This window comes from Sphingobium sp. TomTYG74 (assembly GCF_055393875.1).
Map to the genome: position 1 here is coordinate 2,185,186 of NZ_AP027341.1, position 17,908 is coordinate 2,203,093.

At 63.1% G+C, this 17,908-nt stretch carries 20 protein-coding genes; 5 read left to right on the forward strand and 15 right to left on the reverse strand.

From position 1 onward, the window contains the following. Nucleotides 1-7 precede the first annotated feature (7 nt). A complete protein-coding gene (locus tag ACZ5TB_RS11050) occupies nt 8-1,171 on the forward strand; it encodes a GGDEF domain-containing protein (protein WP_464791262.1) in 1,164 nt (387 codons plus the stop codon). A 55-nt stretch (nt 1,172-1,226) separates the two neighbouring features. Here the strand turns inward: ACZ5TB_RS11050 and ACZ5TB_RS11055 are convergent, their stop codons facing one another. Next, nucleotides 1,227-1,898: a glutathione S-transferase family protein gene (locus tag ACZ5TB_RS11055; RefSeq protein WP_196225035.1), complete on the reverse strand. Its 672-nt coding sequence runs from the start codon at nt 1,896-1,898 to the stop codon at nt 1,227-1,229. A gap of 168 nt (nt 1,899-2,066) precedes the next feature. Here ACZ5TB_RS11055 and acs point away from each other — a divergent pair, with 168 nt between their 5' ends. After that, a complete protein-coding gene (gene acs / locus ACZ5TB_RS11060) occupies nt 2,067-4,010 on the forward strand; it encodes an acetate--CoA ligase (protein ID WP_464791263.1) in 1,944 nt (647 codons plus the stop codon). A 25-nt stretch (nt 4,011-4,035) separates the two neighbouring features. After that, a complete protein-coding gene (locus tag ACZ5TB_RS11065; RefSeq protein WP_464791264.1) occupies nt 4,036-4,551 on the forward strand; it encodes a cytochrome b in 516 nt (171 codons plus the stop codon). A 71-nt stretch (nt 4,552-4,622) separates the two neighbouring features. Here the strand turns inward: ACZ5TB_RS11065 and ACZ5TB_RS11070 are convergent, their stop codons facing one another. Together ACZ5TB_RS11070 and ACZ5TB_RS11075 are read right to left on the reverse strand one after the other, a co-directional pair. Continuing rightward, the gene (locus ACZ5TB_RS11070) at nt 4,623-5,831 is read right to left on the reverse strand and encodes an FAD-dependent monooxygenase (RefSeq protein ID WP_464791265.1); all 1,209 of its coding nucleotides are present in this window, start codon (nt 5,829-5,831) and stop codon (nt 4,623-4,625) included. 178 nt (nt 5,832-6,009) lie between these two features. Further along, nucleotides 6,010-7,101 carry a branched-chain amino acid aminotransferase gene (locus tag ACZ5TB_RS11075; protein WP_464791266.1) on the reverse strand — a complete coding sequence of 364 codons (1,092 nt, stop codon included), beginning with the start codon at nt 7,099-7,101 and terminating at the stop codon, nt 6,010-6,012. A 158-nt stretch (nt 7,102-7,259) separates the two neighbouring features. Here ACZ5TB_RS11075 and ACZ5TB_RS11080 point away from each other — a divergent pair, with 158 nt between their 5' ends. After that, nucleotides 7,260-8,273: a threonine aldolase family protein gene (locus ACZ5TB_RS11080; protein WP_464791267.1), complete on the forward strand. Its 1,014-nt coding sequence runs from the start codon at nt 7,260-7,262 to the stop codon at nt 8,271-8,273. Next, nucleotides 8,270-9,172, forward strand: coding sequence for a DMT family transporter (locus tag ACZ5TB_RS11085; protein WP_464791268.1), 903 nt, complete (start codon nt 8,270-8,272; stop codon nt 9,170-9,172). The genes ACZ5TB_RS11080 and ACZ5TB_RS11085 overlap by 4 nt, the downstream gene beginning before the upstream one ends. A 137-nt stretch (nt 9,173-9,309) precedes the next feature. Here the strand turns inward: ACZ5TB_RS11085 and ACZ5TB_RS11090 are convergent, their stop codons facing one another. The 12 genes from ACZ5TB_RS11090 to ACZ5TB_RS11145 all read right to left on the reverse strand — a co-directional run bounded on the left by ACZ5TB_RS11090 (nt 9,310) and on the right by ACZ5TB_RS11145 (nt 17,771). Continuing rightward, on the reverse strand, nt 9,310-9,465 hold the full coding sequence (locus ACZ5TB_RS11090) for a hypothetical protein (RefSeq protein ID WP_464791269.1): 156 nt from the start codon (nt 9,463-9,465) through the stop codon (nt 9,310-9,312). Between the two features lie 82 nt (nt 9,466-9,547). Continuing rightward, nucleotides 9,548-10,354 carry a Rossmann-fold NAD(P)-binding domain-containing protein gene (locus ACZ5TB_RS11095; protein ID WP_464780041.1) on the reverse strand — a complete coding sequence of 269 codons (807 nt, stop codon included), beginning with the start codon at nt 10,352-10,354 and terminating at the stop codon, nt 9,548-9,550. An 18-nt stretch (nt 10,355-10,372) separates the two neighbouring features. Continuing rightward, nucleotides 10,373-10,735 (reverse strand): HesB/IscA family protein, encoded by a 363-nt coding sequence (locus tag ACZ5TB_RS11100; protein ID WP_464778621.1) that lies wholly within the window; start codon nt 10,733-10,735, stop codon nt 10,373-10,375. A gap of 42 nt (nt 10,736-10,777) precedes the next feature. Next, nucleotides 10,778-11,230 carry an SUF system Fe-S cluster assembly protein gene (locus tag ACZ5TB_RS11105; RefSeq protein WP_464778620.1) on the reverse strand — a complete coding sequence of 151 codons (453 nt, stop codon included), beginning with the start codon at nt 11,228-11,230 and terminating at the stop codon, nt 10,778-10,780. Then, the gene (locus tag ACZ5TB_RS11110; RefSeq protein WP_464778619.1) at nt 11,227-12,444 is read right to left on the reverse strand and encodes an aminotransferase class V-fold PLP-dependent enzyme; all 1,218 of its coding nucleotides are present in this window, start codon (nt 12,442-12,444) and stop codon (nt 11,227-11,229) included. Before ACZ5TB_RS11110 ends, ACZ5TB_RS11105 begins: the two co-directional genes overlap by 4 nt. Beyond that, complete coding sequence (locus ACZ5TB_RS11115; protein WP_464791270.1) at nt 12,441-13,193, reverse strand: SufD family Fe-S cluster assembly protein; 753 nt, start codon at nt 13,191-13,193, stop codon at nt 12,441-12,443. Before ACZ5TB_RS11115 ends, ACZ5TB_RS11110 begins: the two co-directional genes overlap by 4 nt. Next, on the reverse strand, nt 13,190-13,936 hold the full coding sequence (sufC, locus tag ACZ5TB_RS11120; RefSeq protein ID WP_196225023.1) for a Fe-S cluster assembly ATPase SufC: 747 nt from the start codon (nt 13,934-13,936) through the stop codon (nt 13,190-13,192). The genes ACZ5TB_RS11115 and sufC overlap by 4 nt, the downstream gene beginning before the upstream one ends. Nucleotides 13,937-13,939: 3 nt before the next feature. Further along, complete coding sequence (locus tag ACZ5TB_RS11125; protein ID WP_464778617.1) at nt 13,940-14,395, reverse strand: hypothetical protein; 456 nt, start codon at nt 14,393-14,395, stop codon at nt 13,940-13,942. 40 nt (nt 14,396-14,435) lie between these two features. Further along, a complete protein-coding gene (locus ACZ5TB_RS11130; protein WP_464778616.1) occupies nt 14,436-14,672 on the reverse strand; it encodes a hypothetical protein in 237 nt (78 codons plus the stop codon). Between the two features lie 116 nt (nt 14,673-14,788). Then, complete coding sequence (gene sufB / locus ACZ5TB_RS11135; protein WP_464791271.1) at nt 14,789-16,273, reverse strand: Fe-S cluster assembly protein SufB; 1,485 nt, start codon at nt 16,271-16,273, stop codon at nt 14,789-14,791. After that, a complete protein-coding gene (locus ACZ5TB_RS11140) occupies nt 16,270-16,713 on the reverse strand; it encodes an RrF2 family transcriptional regulator (protein WP_464791272.1) in 444 nt (147 codons plus the stop codon). Before ACZ5TB_RS11140 ends, sufB begins: the two co-directional genes overlap by 4 nt. A gap of 113 nt (nt 16,714-16,826) precedes the next feature. Further along, complete coding sequence (locus tag ACZ5TB_RS11145; protein ID WP_464791273.1) at nt 16,827-17,771, reverse strand: helix-turn-helix domain-containing protein; 945 nt, start codon at nt 17,769-17,771, stop codon at nt 16,827-16,829. Nucleotides 17,772-17,908 lie beyond the last annotated feature (137 nt).

A 17,908-nucleotide genomic window follows, 5' to 3' on the forward strand; every position in this document is an offset into this window, starting at 1 on the left:
TACCGGCATGACTGGGGCATCATCATCCGCAAACGCGCAGCACGGCCTGGCCGATCGTCTGACTCGATGGGCTCGCGGCCTGTCCGGCAAGCCCGACGCAGAGGAAGAGGCGGGCGAAGCTGAACCCCAGCGCGCCCGTTCTGGCAGCACCGCGCATCGCGAGATCAATCGGCGGCGCAAGCTGTATGACGAGATCGGCAATTTCCTGTTCGCGCACGACCTTGACCTGACGCCGCTGAATTTCGGCGTCGCGCATGATTATCTGACCGGGTCGCAGATCGGCGTGGAAAAGGCGATCAGGGCGGTGCTGGCGGAGCGTGGCAAGATCAGCAACAGCTGGGTCGAAGAAATCGTGGCGGAGCAGCGTGGAGATGAGGTGACGCCCGAGGCGCTGTCCATGATGCTGGCGAAAGTCGAAGAGAATCTGTCCGAATTTACCGGCTTGATGACCGAATCACGCAATTCCGCGAAGGATTATGGCGCGGCGCTGCAGGAAGAGGTGAAGGGCCTTACCGCTGGCGCGAAAAATGAGCCCGTCCTTGCGCGGCTGGTGGCCCTTACGCGGTCCATGGTCGAAAAGACCAGACAGGTCGAAGGCCAACTACGCCAGAACCAGAAGCAGAACCATGCGCTGCGCTCCAGCCTCGCCAATGCGCGGCGAGCGGCCGAGCATGACCATCTGACGGGCCTGCCCAACCGGCGCGCTTTTGAAGGCACATTGCGCGAAGAGGTGGCAATGGCCCAGAAGGAAGGCCAGCCGCTGGCCGTCGCATTCTGCGACATCGATCATTTCAAGGTGATCAACGATACGCACGGCCATGACACGGGCGACCGCGTCCTGAAATTCGTCGCGGGGCTGCTGGCCAAGGCAAGCAACGACCAGTGCCATGTCGCGCGTCACGGCGGCGAGGAATTCGTCATGTTGTTCCGCGGCAAGACGGCGGCGGAAGCGTGCGAGGCGGTGGACGATGTCCGGCGGGACCTTGCCACGCGCAGCCTGGTTAACCGCACCAATGGCGAGCGCATGGAACGGGTGAGCTTTTCGGCGGGCGTCGCCAATGTGCTGGCCCATGACGATCCGCGCGCGGCGCTGAAGGCGGCCGACCGGGCCTTATATCTGGCCAAGGAGCATGGCCGGAACCGCGTTTATCTGGCGGTCGAAGGCGAATGAACGTCCACGGCATCTCGCCTTCCTATGGCCGCCCCGGAATTTTCCTGACCTCAGCTCAAAAATCCGGCTTTTCATAATGGGGCGGGGGGGTGATGACCTCCATCCGCTCCGACAGCAAAGGCCGGAACGACGGGCGCGACTTGAAGCCTGCATACCAGCGCTTCACCGTCTCATGCCCGGCCCAGTCTATGCCGCCCAGATAATCGGCAACCGATAGATGCGCTGCCGCCGCAATGTCCGCAAGGCTCATCGTGCCGCCCGCCATCCAGCTACGGTGATCGAGCAGATAATCCATATAATCCATGTGGACATTGGCGCGCTTCATCGCCTCGCGCAGCACCCGCGCATCGGGAGGGGCGCGTTCGATCAGCCGCTTCTTCATCCGCTCATGCAGCAGTGGGCCGACGACGTCGCCATAGAAATTCTGGTCGAAGAAGGCGACGAGCCGCCGCACCTCCGCCCTGCCCGCAGCCGTGCCGGAGATTAGCGGGAATTTCTCGACCGTTTCCTCAAAATATTCGCAGATCGCCTGGCTGTCGATCAGCGTCGATCCCTTTTCCTGATCGACCATGACGGGCGTCGTTCCGGCGGGGTTGAGATCGAGAAACTCGTCGCGCGCTTCCCAGGGCGATTCGCGCACAAGGTCATAGCCTATCCCCTTTTCGCCAAGCAGCAGGCGCACCTTGCGGGAGAAGGGACAAAGCGGGAATTGGAAGAGCTGCCACATGGCTTCCTGTTAAGCGGAGGCGGCGCCTGCGAAAAGCGGCAAAATGGGTGGCTCCTGCTTTAATGTGAGGGGTAATGGTAGAACTTTGGCGGCAACGGAACGATCCGGGCTTCCGATGATCGCCTCTACCCTCTAGAGGGGCAGGCAACGCACAGGAAAGGATACTCGATGTCTGACGATTTTTTCCCGGTATCTAAGGAATGGGCCGCTTCGGCGCTGCTCGACCGGGATGGGCGTGAGGCAGATTATCAGCGGTCGATCAACGAGCCGGAATCCTACTGGCTGGAGCGCGCAAAGCGCCTGGATTGGCTGACTTTCCCCAGCAAGACGGACGAAAGCAGCTTCAACGAAGCGGATTTCGGCGTGAAATGGTTTGCCGACGGTGTGCTCAACGTCAGCGCCAACTGCATCGACCGGCATCTTGCCGAACGGGGCGACCAGACCGCGATCATCTGGGAGCCGGACTCGCCGGATGCCGAGCCGCGCCGCTACACCTATGCCCAGGTGCATGAGGAAGTCTGCCGCTTCGCCAATGTGCTGAAAGCCGCTGGCACGAGGAAGGGTGACCGCGTTACCGTCTATCTGCCGATGATCCCGGAGGCGGCGTTTGCCCTGCTCGCCTGTGCGCGGATCGGGGCGATCCATTCGGTTGTCTTTGGCGGCTTCTCGCCCGAGGCGCTGGCGGGGCGGATCATCGATTGCGATTCCAACATCGTCATCACCGCCGACGAAGGCTGCCGCGCGGGCAAAAAGGTGCCGCTCAAGGCCAATGTTGATGCCGCGCTCAAGGATTGCCCGAGCGTCAAAAAGGTCGTCGTGGTGCAAGCGACCGGCGGCGCCATCGCCATGCAGGAAGGCCGCGACCTGTGGCTGCATGAGGAAGCCGGGAAGGTGTCAGCCGAGTGCGCCCCTGAGCCGATGAACGCGGAAGACCCGCTGTTCATCCTCTATACGTCGGGTTCGACCGGCAAGCCCAAGGGCGTGCTGCACACGACGGGCGGCTATCTGCTGTGGGCGAGCCTTACCCATGAGCTGTGCTTCGATTATCGCCCCGGTGACATCTACTGGTGCGCGGCAGACATCGGCTGGGTCACGGGGCATAGCTATATCGTCTATGGCCCACTGGCGAACGGCGCGACGACGCTGATGTATGAGGGCGTGCCCAACTATCCGACCCCCAGCCGCATCTGGGAAGTGGTGGATCGGCATCAGGTGCAGACGATCTTCACCGCACCCACAGCTCTCCGCGCGCTGATGAAGGAAGGTGATGCATTCGTCCACTCGACCAGCCGCAAGTCGCTGCGCCTGCTCGGTACCGTGGGCGAGCCGATCAATCCCGAAGCGTGGCGCTGGTATCATCATGTCGTGGGCGAGGATCGCTGCCCGATCATCGACACCTGGTGGCAGACGGAAACCGGCTCGGCGATGATCGCGCCGATGCCGGGTGCGACGGACCTGAAGCCGGGTTCGGCGACGCTGCCGATGCCGGGCGTGATCCCCCAGATCGTCGATAGCGAAGGCAAGGTTCAGGATGGCGCGGCGGAGGGCAATCTGGTCATCGCCGGAAGCTGGCCGGGACAGATGCGCACCGTTTGGGGCGATCATGAGCGCTTTTTCCAGACCTATTTCACCACCTTCCCCGGCAAATATACGACCGGCGATGGCGCCCGCCGCGATGCCGACGGCTATTATTGGATCACCGGCCGCGTCGATGACGTGATCAATGTGTCGGGCCACCGCATGGGCACGGCCGAGGTCGAAAGCGCGCTGGTCCTGCACGAAGCAGTCGCGGAAGCGGCGGTGGTGGGCATGCCTCATGACATCAAGGGGCAAGGCATCTATGCCTATGTCACGCTGAACAGCGGCGAAGAGCCGAGCGAGGAATTGCGCAAGACGCTGGTCGCCTGGGTCCGCACCGAGATCGGTCCGATCGCTACGCCCGACGTGATCCAGTTCGCCCCCGGCCTGCCCAAGACCCGGTCGGGCAAGATCATGCGCCGAATCCTCCGCAAGATCGCGGAGGGCGAAGTATCGACACAGGCTCTGGGCGACACCAGCACCCTTGCCGATCCCTCGGTGGTGGATAATCTGGTCGCCAACCGTCACGGATAAAACGCCCAAGGATCAGGAGACGCCGGTGGAACGATACAGTTTGGTTGCCCGAGCGTTGCACTGGATCATGGCGATCCTGATCCTGTTCAACCTGTGGCTGGGGCTGGCGCACGAGTCCCTGCCGCGCGATTGGCAGGTCATGCCAGTGCATAAATCGGTTGGACTGACCGTGTTGGCGCTGGCGATCCTTCGGCTGTTCTGGCGCCTGATCCACCGGCAGACACCCTTGCCCGAGGGACTGCCCGCTTGGGAAAGGCTGGCCGCGAAGGTCACACACTACATCTTCTATGCCTTCATGCTGCTGGTGCCGCTGACCGGCTGGATCATGAGTTCGGCCGGAAAATGGCCGCTCAACTGGTTCTTCCTGTTCGATGTGCCGAAATTTGCGGTGACGAAGGATGACGCGATCGTTGGCTTTTCTGCGGAGGCGCATGAGATACTCGCCTTTGCCTGGATCGCGCTCCTCGCCCTGCATGTCGCGGCGACGCTGCGCCATCACTTCATCCTGAAGGATGAAGTGATGCGGCGGATGTTGGGGTAGCGGCCACCCAGGCGTGACCCCAGCCAAAGCCGGGGTCTACATGCCAGCTTTCGCTGGCATGACGGGAGAACCTAGACCAATTCCCCAATCAGCAGCTTGGGTAGCGCGCCGGATTCGCCGCGTGCCTCCGCCATGAAGCGGTTCTTGAGCATCGGCGTGCGCTGGACGGCGGCGAGCCCGAAGCGGCGGACGGCGGACGGGATGCGGCCGGGAACGTCGAACAACCGGACAAGTCCGTCCATGGCGACGCTGACGGACATCGCGTCCAGCCCGCGCCAGCGCTGGTAGCGCGCCATCAGCTGCGCGTCGCCCGGATCAAGGCCGAGGCGCATGCCATCGACCAGAACTTCCACCAGCGCAGCGACATCGCGGAAGCCGAGGTTGAGGCCCTGCCCGGCGATCGGGTGTATCGCATGGGCACTGTCGCCGACCAGCGCCAGCCGGGTGTCGGTGATGCGCGCGGCGTGGTGGAAGCCAAGCGGATAGCTGGAACGCGGCCCGGCGAGCGATATCTCGCCCAGGAAGCCGCCCATGCGCTTCTGCGCTTCGGCGAGCCACGCCCGCTCGGATAGTTTCAGCATTACCGGCGCCTGTTCGGTCGGCACGGTCCACACGATTGCCGATCGCGTGCCCGGCAGCATCGGCAGCAGCGCGAAGGGGCCGCCGGGATAGAAAATCTCGTACGCCGTGTTGGCGTGCGGCACCTCATGATCGATCGCCGTCACCATGGCGGTATGCTTATATTGCCAGCGCGTGGTGCGAATGCCCGCTGCTTCACGCGTCGGGCTGCTCCGGCCCTCGGCGGCCACCAGAAGCGCGCCGTGCAGAACCTGCCCACTGGCGAGCGTCAGGCTGACGCCATCGGCATTGCGATCGACATGGATGGCGCGGTCTGGCTGGAAGCGGGTGAGATTCTCCGCCTTCTCCGCCGCCTGCGCCAGAGCGATGCGCAGGTCGCGATTGGGGAACATGATCCCCATGACCCCATCGTCAGCATCAGGCGCGAAGTCGAGCGCGCCGGGCTCCAGTCCATCGCTGACCCAGATGCGGTCGATGGGGCAGCCCTTCCCTTCCAGCAATGCCGCCACACCGATCGCGGACAGCATCGCATAGCTGGTCGAGGAAATGGCGGACACGCGCCCGTCGAAACCGACGGCGCTGGTTTCGACCGGATCAGCAGGGTCGATGACGGCGCAGCGCACCCCATGACCGGAAAGCGCGATGCCCAGGGTCAGCCCGACAAGGCCCCCACCCAAGATGACGACGTCAAAACGTTGCATGCAAGCTATCTAGGCGCTTGGCGGGGGAATGGGAAGCGTGACGAACCGCACCAAGAGTGCCGATTATTTTGGTTCGCGCAGAGGCGCAGAGGACGCAGAAGATCTTTCTCTGCGATCTCTGCGCCTCTGCGCGAATAATCTTTCCACATCCCCGGTCGGCAGTGAGAGGTTCGCCGCCTTAGAGCTTGCGCACCCAACCAGCGGGATCCGCAACCGTTCCGCGCTGGATGCCGGTCAGCTCGGCGCGCAGGGCTTCGGTAACGATGCCGCCATCGCCATTGCCGATCGTGAAGTCGCCATCGACGCTCTTCACCGTGCCGATCGCCGTCACGACCGCCGCCGTGCCGCAGGCGAAGGCCTCGCGCAGCTTGCCGCTGGCCGCATCGTCGCGCCACTGTGCAAAGCTATAGGGTTCCTCGCGCACATCATGCCCCTTGGCGCGGGCCAGGGTGATGATGCTGTTGCGAGTGATGCCGGGCAGGATCGTGCCCGACAGCGGGGGGGTGACGATCGATCCGTCATCCATCACGAAAAAGACGTTCATGCCGCCCAGTTCCTCGACCCACTTATGCTCGGCGGCGTCAAGGAAAACGACCTGATCGCAGCCATGCCTGGTCGCCTCGGACTGGGCGACCAGGCTCGCGGCATAATTGCCGCCGCACTTGGCCGCGCCCGTGCCGCCCTTCGCCGCGCGGGTATAATGTTCCGACACCCAGAGCGTGACCGCTTTCTTGCCGCCCTTGAAATAGGCGCCTGCGGGCGAGGCAATGACGCAGAAGATATATTCCGCCGCCGGACGAACGCCCAAGAAGCTTTCGCTCGCGAACATGAAGGGGCGCAGATAGAGGCTGCCTTCGCCGCCGGGTATCCACGCGGCGTCGATCTTCACCAGTGCCTCGACAGCCTCCATGAAAATGTCTTCGGGCAGCACGGGCATCGCCATGCGTTCGGCCGACTCGGCGAAGCGGCGGGCATTTTCCTCCGGCCGGAACATGGCGATGCTGCCATCCTCAAGCCGGTAAGCCTTCATGCCTTCGAAGATTTCCTGCGCATAATGCAGCACGGCGCAGGCAGGATCGAGCTGAAACGGCTCACGCGGGCCGACCGTATGGCTGTGCCACCCATGCCCTTCGGTGTAGCGGATTGTCACCATATGATCGGTGAACAAGCGGCCGAAACCCGGATCCTCCAGCAATACCGCGCGCTGGTCAGCCGCCACAGCCTTGCTGCTGGGGTTGACGGTAAAGCGCGACTTCTGCTGGACGTCCATGATCAATGCTCCTCTAGTAGGACCGGCCGCCTATGTCACAAACGGCTGGCCGAAACAATGGGTCATGATTACTGACCAATTTGTTCCGGTTTCGAAAGGGCCGCTCGCCACCTGCTGGCATCTTGGCGGCGGGCTGCGGCGCGCTTATGCCCTCAAGCATGCACTTCTTTTCGGACAATGCGACACCGGTCTGCCCACAGGTGATGGCTGCAATGGCGGCGGCGGATCTGGCTGACCACGGCTATGATGGCGACGCGTTGAGCGCGCGGATGGATGGCGCCTTTTCGGACCTGTTCGGTACGCCTGTCCGCGCGCTGTGGGTGGCAACAGGGACGGCGGCAAACAGCATCGCGCTTGCCTGCCTCTGCCCACCCTATGGCGGCATCCTGTGTCATGAAGAATCGCATATCATGGTCGATGAATGCGGGGCGCCGGGCTTTTACACCCATGGCGCCAGCCTGATGAGCTTGCCCGGAGACGGCGCGAAGCTCTCCCCCCAAATGCTGATCGAACGGTTGCAGTCGATCCGGCCAGATGTGCACCAAATCCCCGCCCGGGCGATCAGCATCACTCAGGCGAGCGAATATGGCCGCGTCTATACGCCGGAGGAGGTCGCCGCGATCGGGGATGTGGCGCGGGGCCATGATCTTGGCCTGCACATGGACGGCGCCCGCTTTGCCAATGCCGTGGCGCACTTGGGTTGCCATCCGGGCGATGTGTCCTGGCGCGCGGGCGTCGATGTCCTGACATTCGGCTGCGTCAAGAATGGCGGTATGGTGGGTGAAGCGCTGCTCTTCTTTGGTCCGCAGGCGGATACGCGCGCGACCGAAGCGGCGCGCTGGCGCAAGCGGGGCGGTCATCTGCTGTCCAAAGGCCGCTACCTTGCCGCGCAGATATTGGCGATGCTGGAAAATGACCTGTGGCTGACCAACGCCCGCGCCGCCAATGCCACCGCCATCGCGCTGGCGCAGGCTGCGCCCGACCGGCTGCTCCATCCCGTGGAGGCCAATGAGCTGTTCATCCGCCTCTCCCCTGCCGAGGCTACAAGCTTGCGCGCGGAAGGCTTCGATTTTTACGACTGGGACGAAGGGGCCGCGCGCCTCGTTACCAACTGGGCGCAGGATGCTGCGGCGGTCCAGCCACTTGCCAACGCTCTTAAGGCTCTCGCATGAGCGGATCGTGGGAGGCGCGGGGCGGCGTCATCCTGCCCTTCCTGCTCGTCACGCTGATCTGGAGTTCCACCTGGATCGTCATCCGCGATCAGCTGGGCGCGGTGCCGCCGAGTTGGTCGGTCTGCTACCGATTTCTGCTGGGCGCGGCGGGCATGGCGTTGTTCGCGATGATCCGCCGAGTGCCATTGCGTCTGCCACCGGCGGGGATCGCCTTTGCGGGCGCATTGGGCGTCGCGCAGTTCGTGCTAAACTTTAATTTCGTCTATCGGGCAGAACATTATCTGACCTCCGGCGTCGTGGCGACGGTTTATGCGCTGCTGCTGATCCCCAACAGCATCCTTGCGTGGTTCGCCTTTCGCCAGCCGGTCAGCCGCGCCTTCGTCCTGGGGTCGCTGGTGGCGATTGCGGGGATCATGTTGCTGCTGCTGCGCGAATATCGCGCGGCGCCGGTGTCTGCTGAAGCTGTACTGGCCGGCATCGCGCTCAGCGTCGCTGGATTGCTCAGCGCGTCCACGGCGAATGTCATGCAGGGAATGCAGATCGCCCGACGCCTGCCGATGGCGGCGGTGCTCACCTGGGGGATGCTGATCGGCAGCGTGGTCGATGCGGCCTATGCGTGGGCAACCGTGGGGCCGCCTGTGATCGAGTGGCGCGCGGGCTATCTGTTCGGCATAGCTTGGCTGGGCATTGCGGGGTCGGTTGTGACCTTCCCGCTCTATTTCCAGCTTATCCAGCGGGTGGGGCCAGGGCGGGCCGCTTATAGCAGCGTGCTTATCCCTGTCATCGCGATGCTGATTTCCACGCTGTTCGAGGATTATCGCTGGTCTACGCTGAGTGTCGCAGGCGCAGTGCTGGCGGTGGCTGGCATGGTCATCGCGCTGCGGGCGAAGACGGCGTAGGGCCGTTTTTACCACCCCAACCGTTTGGGCTGAGCCTGTCCAAGCCCTTCCCTTCCCCAAGAACAAGTTGAACCCTTCGACAGGCTCAGGGTGAACGGGAATGGGAGGGAAGCGATGCTTGCTTCCCGATCGTCTCCTTAACGGCGAAACCCCGGTTCATAATGACGCTTCGCCGCATTTACCCGGTCGATCAGGCTGGCGAGCGATTGGGGCGCGGGCGTTGTGACTTCGGGCATCGCCAGGCGGCTCATGCGCTGGCTGAGTGCGGCGAAGTTGCGGTCGATCCGTTCCATGGCGAGAAGTCCTTGGCGTAAGCTGTGGGACCATCCATGGGGCTCTTTGGTTAACGCCGCGTAAGCGATGCGGCGACCCGAGTCATTCCGCCCCGGCAAGGCAGGCGGCAAGGCCTTCGCGATAGGTGGGGTAGCGCGGCGCCCAGCTCAGCAGCCGCTTGGCCCGACCGTTCGCCACCCGCCGATTTTCCGCATAGAAGGATAGTGCCATGGGGGACAGCCGCGCTTCCTCCAGCGTCAGCAGCGGCGGCAGCGGTGCGTCCAGCATGGCGCAGGCCGCTTCGATCAGCCGATTCTGCGCGCACGGCAGGTCGTCGGCCAGATTATAGGTGCCCGGCGGTCCGTCGAACGAAGCGATGATGCCGCTCACAATGTCATCGACATGGGCGCGGCTGAAAATCTGATCGGGCAGGTCTATGCGGTGCGCCTTGCCTTCGCGCACGCGCTCGATCGCGGAACGGCCGGGACCATAGATGCCGGGCAGGCGGAAACAGCGCATGTCCTCGCGAAGGGCGCGCCAGTCGCTGTCCGCTTGCACTCGCGCCGCGCGGCGGCCCGAGCCGATGGGGCTCGCTTCGTCCACCCAAGCGCCCGCAGCGTCGCCATAGACACCGGTCGAGGATAAATAACCGCTCCAGAGGGCCGGGGCGCCGACGATGGCCGTGCCGTAGCGGGTGAGGACCGGGTCGGCCTCCCCTTCCGGCGGGACAGAGGAGAGAATGTGGGTCGCGTTGCCGATGCTGGCGCGCACGGCATCGTCGTCATCGAAGGCGAGTGAATCGGCATCGGCGGCCCGGCGGACGCCTGTCACCTCCCAGCCCTCGTGGCGCAGGCGAGCGGCGAGGCGGGAGGCGGTGTAGCCCATGCCAAGGATCAGCATGTGGGGGATGGCGGGGACCCTCCGGAACTAGACCGTGAAGCTTTCGCCGCAGCCGCAGCTACCCTTGGCGTTAGGATTGTTGAAGACGAACCCGGCGGTGAAGTCGTCCTCCACCCAATCCATCGTCGATCCGACGAGATACAGAACCGACGCGCCATCGATGTAGAAGGTGCCGCCCGGCGTCTCGATCTTTTCGTCGAACTTGGCTTCCTCGGTCACATAATCGACCGAATAGGCGAGGCCCGAGCAGCCCCGGCGCGGGGTCGAAAGCTTGACGCCGATCGCTCCCTCGGGCGCCTGATGCATCAAATCGGCGATGCGCGCTTCCGCGTTCGGCGTCAGGATGACGGCGACGGGACGAGCGCGGGTCTTGGTGGTCGTCTCGGTCATGTTGTTCCTCTTCTCTCCTCCCGCCTGCGGGAGGGGAGATGGTTAGAGCATCCCTAGTTCGAGCTTGGCCTCGTCGCTCATCTTCTGCGGGTCCCATGGCGGGTCCCAGACCAGATTGACCTGCGCATCACCCACGCCCGGCACCGCGCCGACGCGCAGTTCGACTTCACCCGGCATGGATTCGGCCACCGGACAATGCGGCGTGGTGAGCGTCATCGTGACGACGACATGGCCGTCCTCGGTGACATCGACGCCGTAGATCAGGCCGAGGTCATAGATGTTCACCGGAATTTCCGGGTCGTAAATTTCCTTCAGCGCATCGATGACGCCGTCATAGAGGCTGCCGCCCGGCTCACCGACAGGCGTTTGGGCGGGCTTCTGTGCGAGGAAGCCGTCGAGATAGTCGCGCTGGCGAGGCTCATCATCCACGCGCGCCTTGGGCGGCGTATCCACCGCTTCGACTTCTTCCACCAATATCTTCCGCTCTTCGCTCATCCGAAGATCTTCCTCACTCGCTCAATGCCTTTGACCAGCGCGTCCACGTCGCCTTCGTCGCTATAGATGCCGAAGCTGGCCCGCGCCGTCGCTTCGACGCCCAAATGGCGCATCAGCGGCTGAGCACAATGATGCCCGGCGCGGATCGCAACACCCGTTTCGTCCAATATGGTGCCGACATCATGCGGATGCACCCCCTCGACTTCGAAGGAGAGGATGCCCGCGCTGTCCTCCGGGCCAAAAACGCGCACGCTGTTCAGGCTCTCCAGCGCCGCCCGCGCCTTGGCCACCAGCATGCATTCATGGGCGTGGATCGCGTCGAGCCCGATCGCCTGCACATAGTCGATTGCGGCGGACAGTCCGACCACGCCGGTGATATGCGGCGTCCCCGCTTCGAACCGGGTTGGCGCAGGGGCGTAGGTGGTCTTCTCGAACGTCACCTTGTCGATCATCGACCCGCCACCCTGATAGGGCGGCATGGCGTCGAGCAATTCCTTGCGGCCCCACAGCACGCCGATGCCGGTCGGGCCGTAGAGCTTGTGCGCGGAAAAGACGTAGAAATCACAACCGAGCGCCTGCACATCCACGGCAAGGCGCGGCACGGCCTGGCAGCCGTCGATCAGGATTTTGGCGCCAACGCTGTGCGCGATGTCAACCGCACGGCGGACGTCGAGGACGCTGCCCAGGACGTTCGACACATGGGCGAGCGCGACCATCTTGTGCGCGGGCGTGATCATCGCCTGCATGGCGTCGAGGTCGATCTGGCCGTCGGCGGTGAGCGGCACGACGTCGATCTGCGCACCGACGCGTTCGGCGACGATCTGCCAAGGCACGATGTTGCTGTGATGCTCCAGCATGGAGAGCAGGATGCGGTCGCCCGCCTTCAGCTGCGTGCCTGCCCAGCTATGCGCGACAAGATTGATGCCCTCGGTCGCGCCACGAACGTAGATGATCTCGCTGTCGGACGCGGCGCCGATGAACTGAGCGACCTTGCGGCGGGCGGCTTCATAGGCGAGCGTCATGTTGGCGGAGCGCTCATAGACGCCGCGATGGACAGTCGCATAGTCGGGGCCATAGGCACGCGCGATGGCGTCGATTACGGCGTTGGGCTTCTGCGCGGTGGCGGCGCTGTCCAGATAGTGCCAGTTGCCGACACCGGGGAAGTCATCCCGCAACCGCAAAACGCCGTTCGGCTGTTGGGTCTGGTCGGTCATACCAGCGTCTCCAGCTTGGCGAGCGCAGCGGCTTCGAGGCTGTCCTTGACCGCCTCATCAGCCACGTCGTCGAACACGCCAGCGACGAACGCCTTCAACAGCAGCGTTTTGGCCGTTGCCGGGTCCATGCCGCGACTCGCCATATAGAACAGCGCCTGGCGATCCAACTCGCCCACGGTCGCGCCATGGGCGCATTTCACGTCGTCGGCGTAGATTTCGAGTTCCGGCTTGGCATTGGCCGTGGCGGTGCGGTCGAGCAACATGGCCTTTACCGACTGGAAAGCGTCCGTCCGCTGTGCATCACGCGCGACGTTGATGGAGCCGAGATAGCTGCCCGTTGCGCGTTGGCCGAGGATCGAGCGGATCGTCTGCCCGCTGGTCGCGTCCGGCTCTGCATGAGTGACCTTGGTGATGATCTCCAGCACCTGATCCCCGCCGCCGATGATCGCGCCGTTCAGTTCGAAATGGCTCCCCTTGCCCAGCGTCACCGCGAAGGTCACGCGGCCGAGCTTCCCGCCGATGTTGAGCACATGGAAATCGCAGCGCGCGCCGTCCGCGATGGTGATGACAAAATCATGCACGGCCGCCGCGCCCTCGCCCGCATCCTGCAACAGATGGTGGCGCGACGTTTGTCCGGTCGCGACATCGATCCGCGTCGGCGCGGGCGTCGGCCAGATGGTGGCCACAGCTTCCAGATCGCTGTAGCGCCATTCTTCCGCCTTGCGCGTGGGAAGGGTGAGCGTCGTCACGCCGCAACCACCTCCGCATAGCCTTCGCGCTCCAGTTCCAGCGCGAGTTCGGGGCCGCCCGACTTTACGATCCGGCCGCCAGCCAACACATGGACATAGTCCGGCTTCACATAATCGAGCAGGCGCTGATAGTGGGTGATCAGCAGCACCGCCTTGTCAGGCTTGCGCATGATGGCGTTGATGCCCGCGCCCACGATCTTGAGTGCGTCGATGTCGAGGCCGGAGTCCGTTTCGTCGAGGATCGCCAGCTTGGGATCGAGGATACCCATCTGCACCATTTCCGCGCGCTTCTTCTCGCCGCCCGAAAAGCCGACATTCACCGGACGCTTCAGCATCTCCATATCAAGGCCGAGCAGCGCCGCCTTTTCCTTGGCGAGCTTGATGAACTCGCCGCCGTTCAATTCCTTCTCCCCGCGCGCGCGGCGCTGCGAATTGAGGCTTTCGCGCAGGAACTGGAGGTTGGACACGCCGGGAATTTCGACGGGGTACTGGAAGCCCAGGAACAGGCCAGCAGCGGCGCGCTCATGCGGGTCCATGCTGAACAAGTTCACACCGTCCAGAGAGGCCGTGCCGCCGGTCACTTCATAGTTCGGACGGCCGCCGAGCGTGTAGGCCAGCGTGGATTTGCCCGCGCCGTTCGGCCCCATGATCGCATGGATTTCGCCCGCCTTGATGGAAAGCGAGAGGCCCTTCAAGATCGCTTTGCCGTCGATTTCGTTGGTCAGATTCTCAATCGTCAGCATTGGTTATCCCTTGTGCGTGCGCTGAAGCGTCCGCGCGGTCCAGAAGGCCATGTCGCGCACATCGCCCGGCGCGGGAAACAGCGTGTCGATATGGCGCTTGATCGGCATATAGGGCCACCAGTCGGCGCCCGGCTCGGGCGAACCCTTTTCCAACAGTCCGGTCACGAACTCTGTCACCGGACCCATGCGGGCGAGGTTGGGGGCCTTCGCTTTGTGAAATGCCTTGTCGGTCCTCAGCTTCTCGGTGAAGGCGACGTCGCCCTTCTCCAGCGCGGCGCGGCATTCGGCCTGATAGGCGTCAAGGTCGCCGAAATCCTTGGCGGCGCGGGTCTGAAGCTCGCCCTCTTCCAGCTCATAATCTTCAGTCAGGATCCGGATCGCTGCGGTCCATGCCTGACCATTGCCGACATCCTCCGCGAAATCGGCGAGGGCATCCTGAATATCGTCTTCGTCGCTCAAGTTTCAGTCCTCTAATAAGTAGCGTGGCAGGGCAGCTGTATCAGCGCGCCCGACTTTCCGCCGTTAGACGGCTGCCCAGATATTGCTCCGTGTCCTCATTTAATTTCTTGCGATCGGCAGCGGAAAGTGCCGCCAGCGCAGTCCCGCCATGCGGCTCGCATGTCGCCATGGCCATGTTCAGGAGCGTGCCGTCGCTGTACGGGGTAGCGCCCTCCTGACGAGCAACAGCAGCTTCCATGCCAGCATGCGACCAAGCGTCATATCCCGGACCTGCCATACAGGCGGCCCAATCTGTGAGCAGCCCCTTCGTCGATAAAGCTCGCCAACGGTCAGCACCGGAGGCACAGCCGGTAACCAACCCCAACGAAGCGAGGGAGAGCGCCACGCGATCAATCACCCCACGCTGCCTTCCAGGCTGATCCCCAGCAACTTCTGCGCCTCAACCGCAAACTCCATCGGCAGCTGTTGCAGCACCTCTTTAGCGAAGCCGTTCACGATCAACGACACGGCGCTTTCCTGATCCAGTCCGCGCTGCATTGCGTAGAATAGCTGGTCGTCGCTGATCTTGCTGGTCGTAGCCTCATGCTCGATCTGTGCCGAGGGATTGCGCACCTCGATATAGGGCACGGTATGCGCGCCGCACTGGTCGCCGAGCAGCAGGCTGTCGCACTGGGTGAAGTTGCGCACGCCCTCCGCGCCCGGCGCGACGCGCACCAGTCCACGATAGGTATTGTTCGAGCGACCCGCCGAAATCCCCTTCGACACGATGGTCGAGCGCGACCCCTTGCCATTATGGATCATCTTGGTGCCGGTATCGGCCTGCTGCATGTTGTTGGTCAGCGCCACCGAGTAGAACTCACCGACGCTATTCTCACCATTCAGCACGCAGCTGGGATATTTCCAGGTGATGGCGGAGCCGGTTTCCACCTGCGTCCAGCTGACTTTCGAATTCCGCCCCTGACAGAGCGCCCGCTTGGTCACGAAATTATAGATGCCGCCCTTGCCATTCTCGTCACCGGGATACCAGTTCTGGACGGTGCTGTACTTGATCTCCGCATCGTCCAACGCGACCAACTCGACCACAGCGGCGTGAAGCTGATTCTCGTCCCGCATCGGCGCGGTGCAGCCTTCGAGATAGCTCACATAACTGCCCTCGTCCGCGACGATCAGCGTGCGTTCGAACTGCCCTGTATTCTCCGCGTTGATGCGGAAATAGGTGGAAAGCTCCATCGGGCAGCGCACCCCCTTGGGGATGTAGACGAAGGTGCCGTCGGAGAAGACCGCACAGTTGAGCGTCGAGAAATAATTATCGTGCATCGGCACGACCTTGCCGAGCCACTTCTTCACGAGGTCGGGATATTCGCGCACCGCTTCGCTGATCGAGCGGAAGATGACGCCCGCTTCCTCCAGTTCCTTGCGGAAGGTGGTGGCGACGGACACGGAGTCGAACACGGCGTCGACCGCGACCTTGCGGCTACCCTTTACTCCAGCCAGCATCTCCTGCTCGGCGATGGGGATGCCCAGCTTTTCATAAGTGGCGAGGATCTCCGGATCGACCTGGTCCAGCGAGTCCAGCTCCGCCTTCTTTTTCGGCTCGGCGTAATAATAGGCGTCCTGATAGTCGATCGGCGGGATATTGAGCTTGGCCCAATCCGGGGATTCCATCTTCTGCCACATGGCAAAGGCCTTCAGCCGCCATTCCAGCAGCCATTCCGGCTCCTTCTTCTTGGCGGAAATGAAGCGGACAGTATCTTCGTTAAGCCCCTTGGGCGCGAAGTCCTGCTCGATGGCGGATGACCAGCCATGCTCGTAGGCAGAGGCGCGCTCGGCGGCCTCATGTGCTTCAAGGTTGCGGATGGTCGTAGCTTCTTCAGTCATGCCATTTCTCGGGTCAAACTGGCGATCGTCACCCCGGCCAAGGCCGATCGTATCGCATTGTTCGCGACATTCATGTGCGGTCGCACGCGGCAGCCATGTTCCAGCGTGCAATCATGGGCGCCCTGTTCGGCACAGGCGGTCATGGCGATCGGACCTTCCACCGCTTCCACGACATCCACCAAGGTGATTGCCGCCGCAGGGCGCGCAAGCCGCACGCCGCCGCCCGTTCCGCGACTCGATTCCAGCAGCCCCGCAGCCGAGAGACGGCTCACCAGTTTTTGCGCGGTGGGCAGCGGGATGCCGGTTTCGCTGGCAAGCGTCGTGGCATTCATCTTCACATTTTTGTTGGTCGCAGGGTCAAGCCCAGCTCCCGCTCCGCAATGACGCGCAGCGGCCGACATCAGCACCACGGCATAATCTGCGAAACTAGAAAGCCTCATTCTTGCCAAGCGTCCCGGTTGCGAACCATTCTCAAATCGGATCGAATCAATCCGATTGCGCATGTGGTCGCGCGGGCGCGTGGAATCAAGCCATTTCTATGAGTCTGCTCGTCTCAGCTGAAACGGTTCAGCACCGCCACGTCCCCACCCAGCGAGCGCCGCAGCAGGGTAAGCTGCGCCACGGCCGTAGGTTCCGTTTGCAACTGGTGCGGGGTCAAGCCGATGAAATGCTTGATCTCGCGGATGAAGTGCGACTGGTCGTAGAAGCGGCCATCCTCGCACAATTCCTGCCAGCTATGCTGGTCCAGCGCGATGCGCGCACTGCATCGCAGCGCCCGATATTTTCGCGCCAGCAGCTTGGGCGGGCAGCCATAATAACGATTGGTCAACCGGGCGAGTTGGCGCGGTGACAATCCGGTTCGCTCCACCAGCGCTTCGATCCGGGGCGATCCTTCCCCCATCAGCCACGTGTCCACTGCCTCCAGCAATTGCCAGGTCGTAACCGGCAGGGGTTTTACCCATTGTTCCAGAACCGACCAGCAATGGGCAGCTATGGTTTCCGGGTCGTGCATGTCGGCCAGGCTGGCATGAAGCGCGGCCATTGCTCCCTTTTTCTCAGGGGTCATGTCCCGCACGCCGTCGGCAAGCGCACTGGCATCGCCGCCATCCAGGCTGACCCAACCGGCCGGGAGCAGCGACACGCCCACGACGCAAGACGGTCCATCCAGTTCGAACCGTGTCGCGCCCAGCGTCGGGCCTAACAGACATATCTCCGGCGTGGGGGCCACTGTTCCGTCATGGAAATGATAGCTGCCCGCCCCCTGCAACATGAACCGTAACTGGGGAACATCGGCACGCGTAACGTCCAGATAGCGCTCCGCGCTTTCGGTGAAGAGGTAAACCGACCCGAAATAGGCCCGCAGATGTTCGGGCGGCGCGAAATAGCTTAGCCGAACCGGGCCTTGAGCCGCTTCCACCATATAGGAAAGCGGCAGGTCTCCGACCTTTTCCCTTCCATCCGGCATCCCCCCGGACGCACTGTCGCGATGCGGCCCCATAATCACCCCGTAGGTGTACTATGAAGCTTCTTTGTTCCCGCGCAAGAGAGATACTGAGGCCCGGGTCATTTTTTTCGAACCGCTTCGAAAAAAATGACCCGGCGGTTTTACCCGCCGGGTCAGTAAAAGGTCTCGTC

Bases quoted from the DNA above. Each gene is read 5' to 3' on its own strand.
- ACZ5TB_RS11050 (WP_464791262.1), top strand. From the start codon at position 8: ATGACTGGGGCATCATCATCCGCAAACGCGCAGCACGGCCTGGCCGAT.
- ACZ5TB_RS11055 (WP_196225035.1), bottom strand. From the start codon at position 1,898: ATGTGGCAGCTCTTCCAATTCCCGCTTTGTCCCTTCTCCCGCAAGGTG.
- acs (WP_464791263.1), top strand. From the start codon at position 2,067: ATGTCTGACGATTTTTTCCCGGTATCTAAGGAATGGGCCGCTTCGGCG.
- ACZ5TB_RS11070 (WP_464791265.1), bottom strand. From the start codon at position 5,831: ATGCAACGTTTTGACGTCGTCATCTTGGGTGGGGGCCTTGTCGGGCTG.
- ACZ5TB_RS11075 (WP_464791266.1), bottom strand. From the start codon at position 7,101: ATGGACGTCCAGCAGAAGTCGCGCTTTACCGTCAACCCCAGCAGCAAG.
- ACZ5TB_RS11080 (WP_464791267.1), top strand. From the start codon at position 7,260: ATGCACTTCTTTTCGGACAATGCGACACCGGTCTGCCCACAGGTGATG.
- ACZ5TB_RS11085 (WP_464791268.1), top strand. From the start codon at position 8,270: ATGAGCGGATCGTGGGAGGCGCGGGGCGGCGTCATCCTGCCCTTCCTG.
- ACZ5TB_RS11090 (WP_464791269.1), bottom strand. From the start codon at position 9,465: ATGGAACGGATCGACCGCAACTTCGCCGCACTCAGCCAGCGCATGAGC.
- ACZ5TB_RS11100 (WP_464778621.1), bottom strand. From the start codon at position 10,735: ATGACCGAGACGACCACCAAGACCCGCGCTCGTCCCGTCGCCGTCATC.
- ACZ5TB_RS11105 (WP_464778620.1), bottom strand. From the start codon at position 11,230: ATGAGCGAAGAGCGGAAGATATTGGTGGAAGAAGTCGAAGCGGTGGAT.
- ACZ5TB_RS11110 (WP_464778619.1), bottom strand. From the start codon at position 12,444: ATGACCGACCAGACCCAACAGCCGAACGGCGTTTTGCGGTTGCGGGAT.
- sufC (WP_196225023.1), bottom strand. From the start codon at position 13,936: ATGCTGACGATTGAGAATCTGACCAACGAAATCGACGGCAAAGCGATC.
- ACZ5TB_RS11130 (WP_464778616.1), bottom strand. From the start codon at position 14,672: ATGGCAGGTCCGGGATATGACGCTTGGTCGCATGCTGGCATGGAAGCT.
- sufB (WP_464791271.1), bottom strand. From the start codon at position 16,273: ATGACTGAAGAAGCTACGACCATCCGCAACCTTGAAGCACATGAGGCC.
- ACZ5TB_RS11140 (WP_464791272.1), bottom strand. From the start codon at position 16,713: ATGAGGCTTTCTAGTTTCGCAGATTATGCCGTGGTGCTGATGTCGGCC.
- ACZ5TB_RS11145 (WP_464791273.1), bottom strand. From the start codon at position 17,771: ATGGGGCCGCATCGCGACAGTGCGTCCGGGGGGATGCCGGATGGAAGG.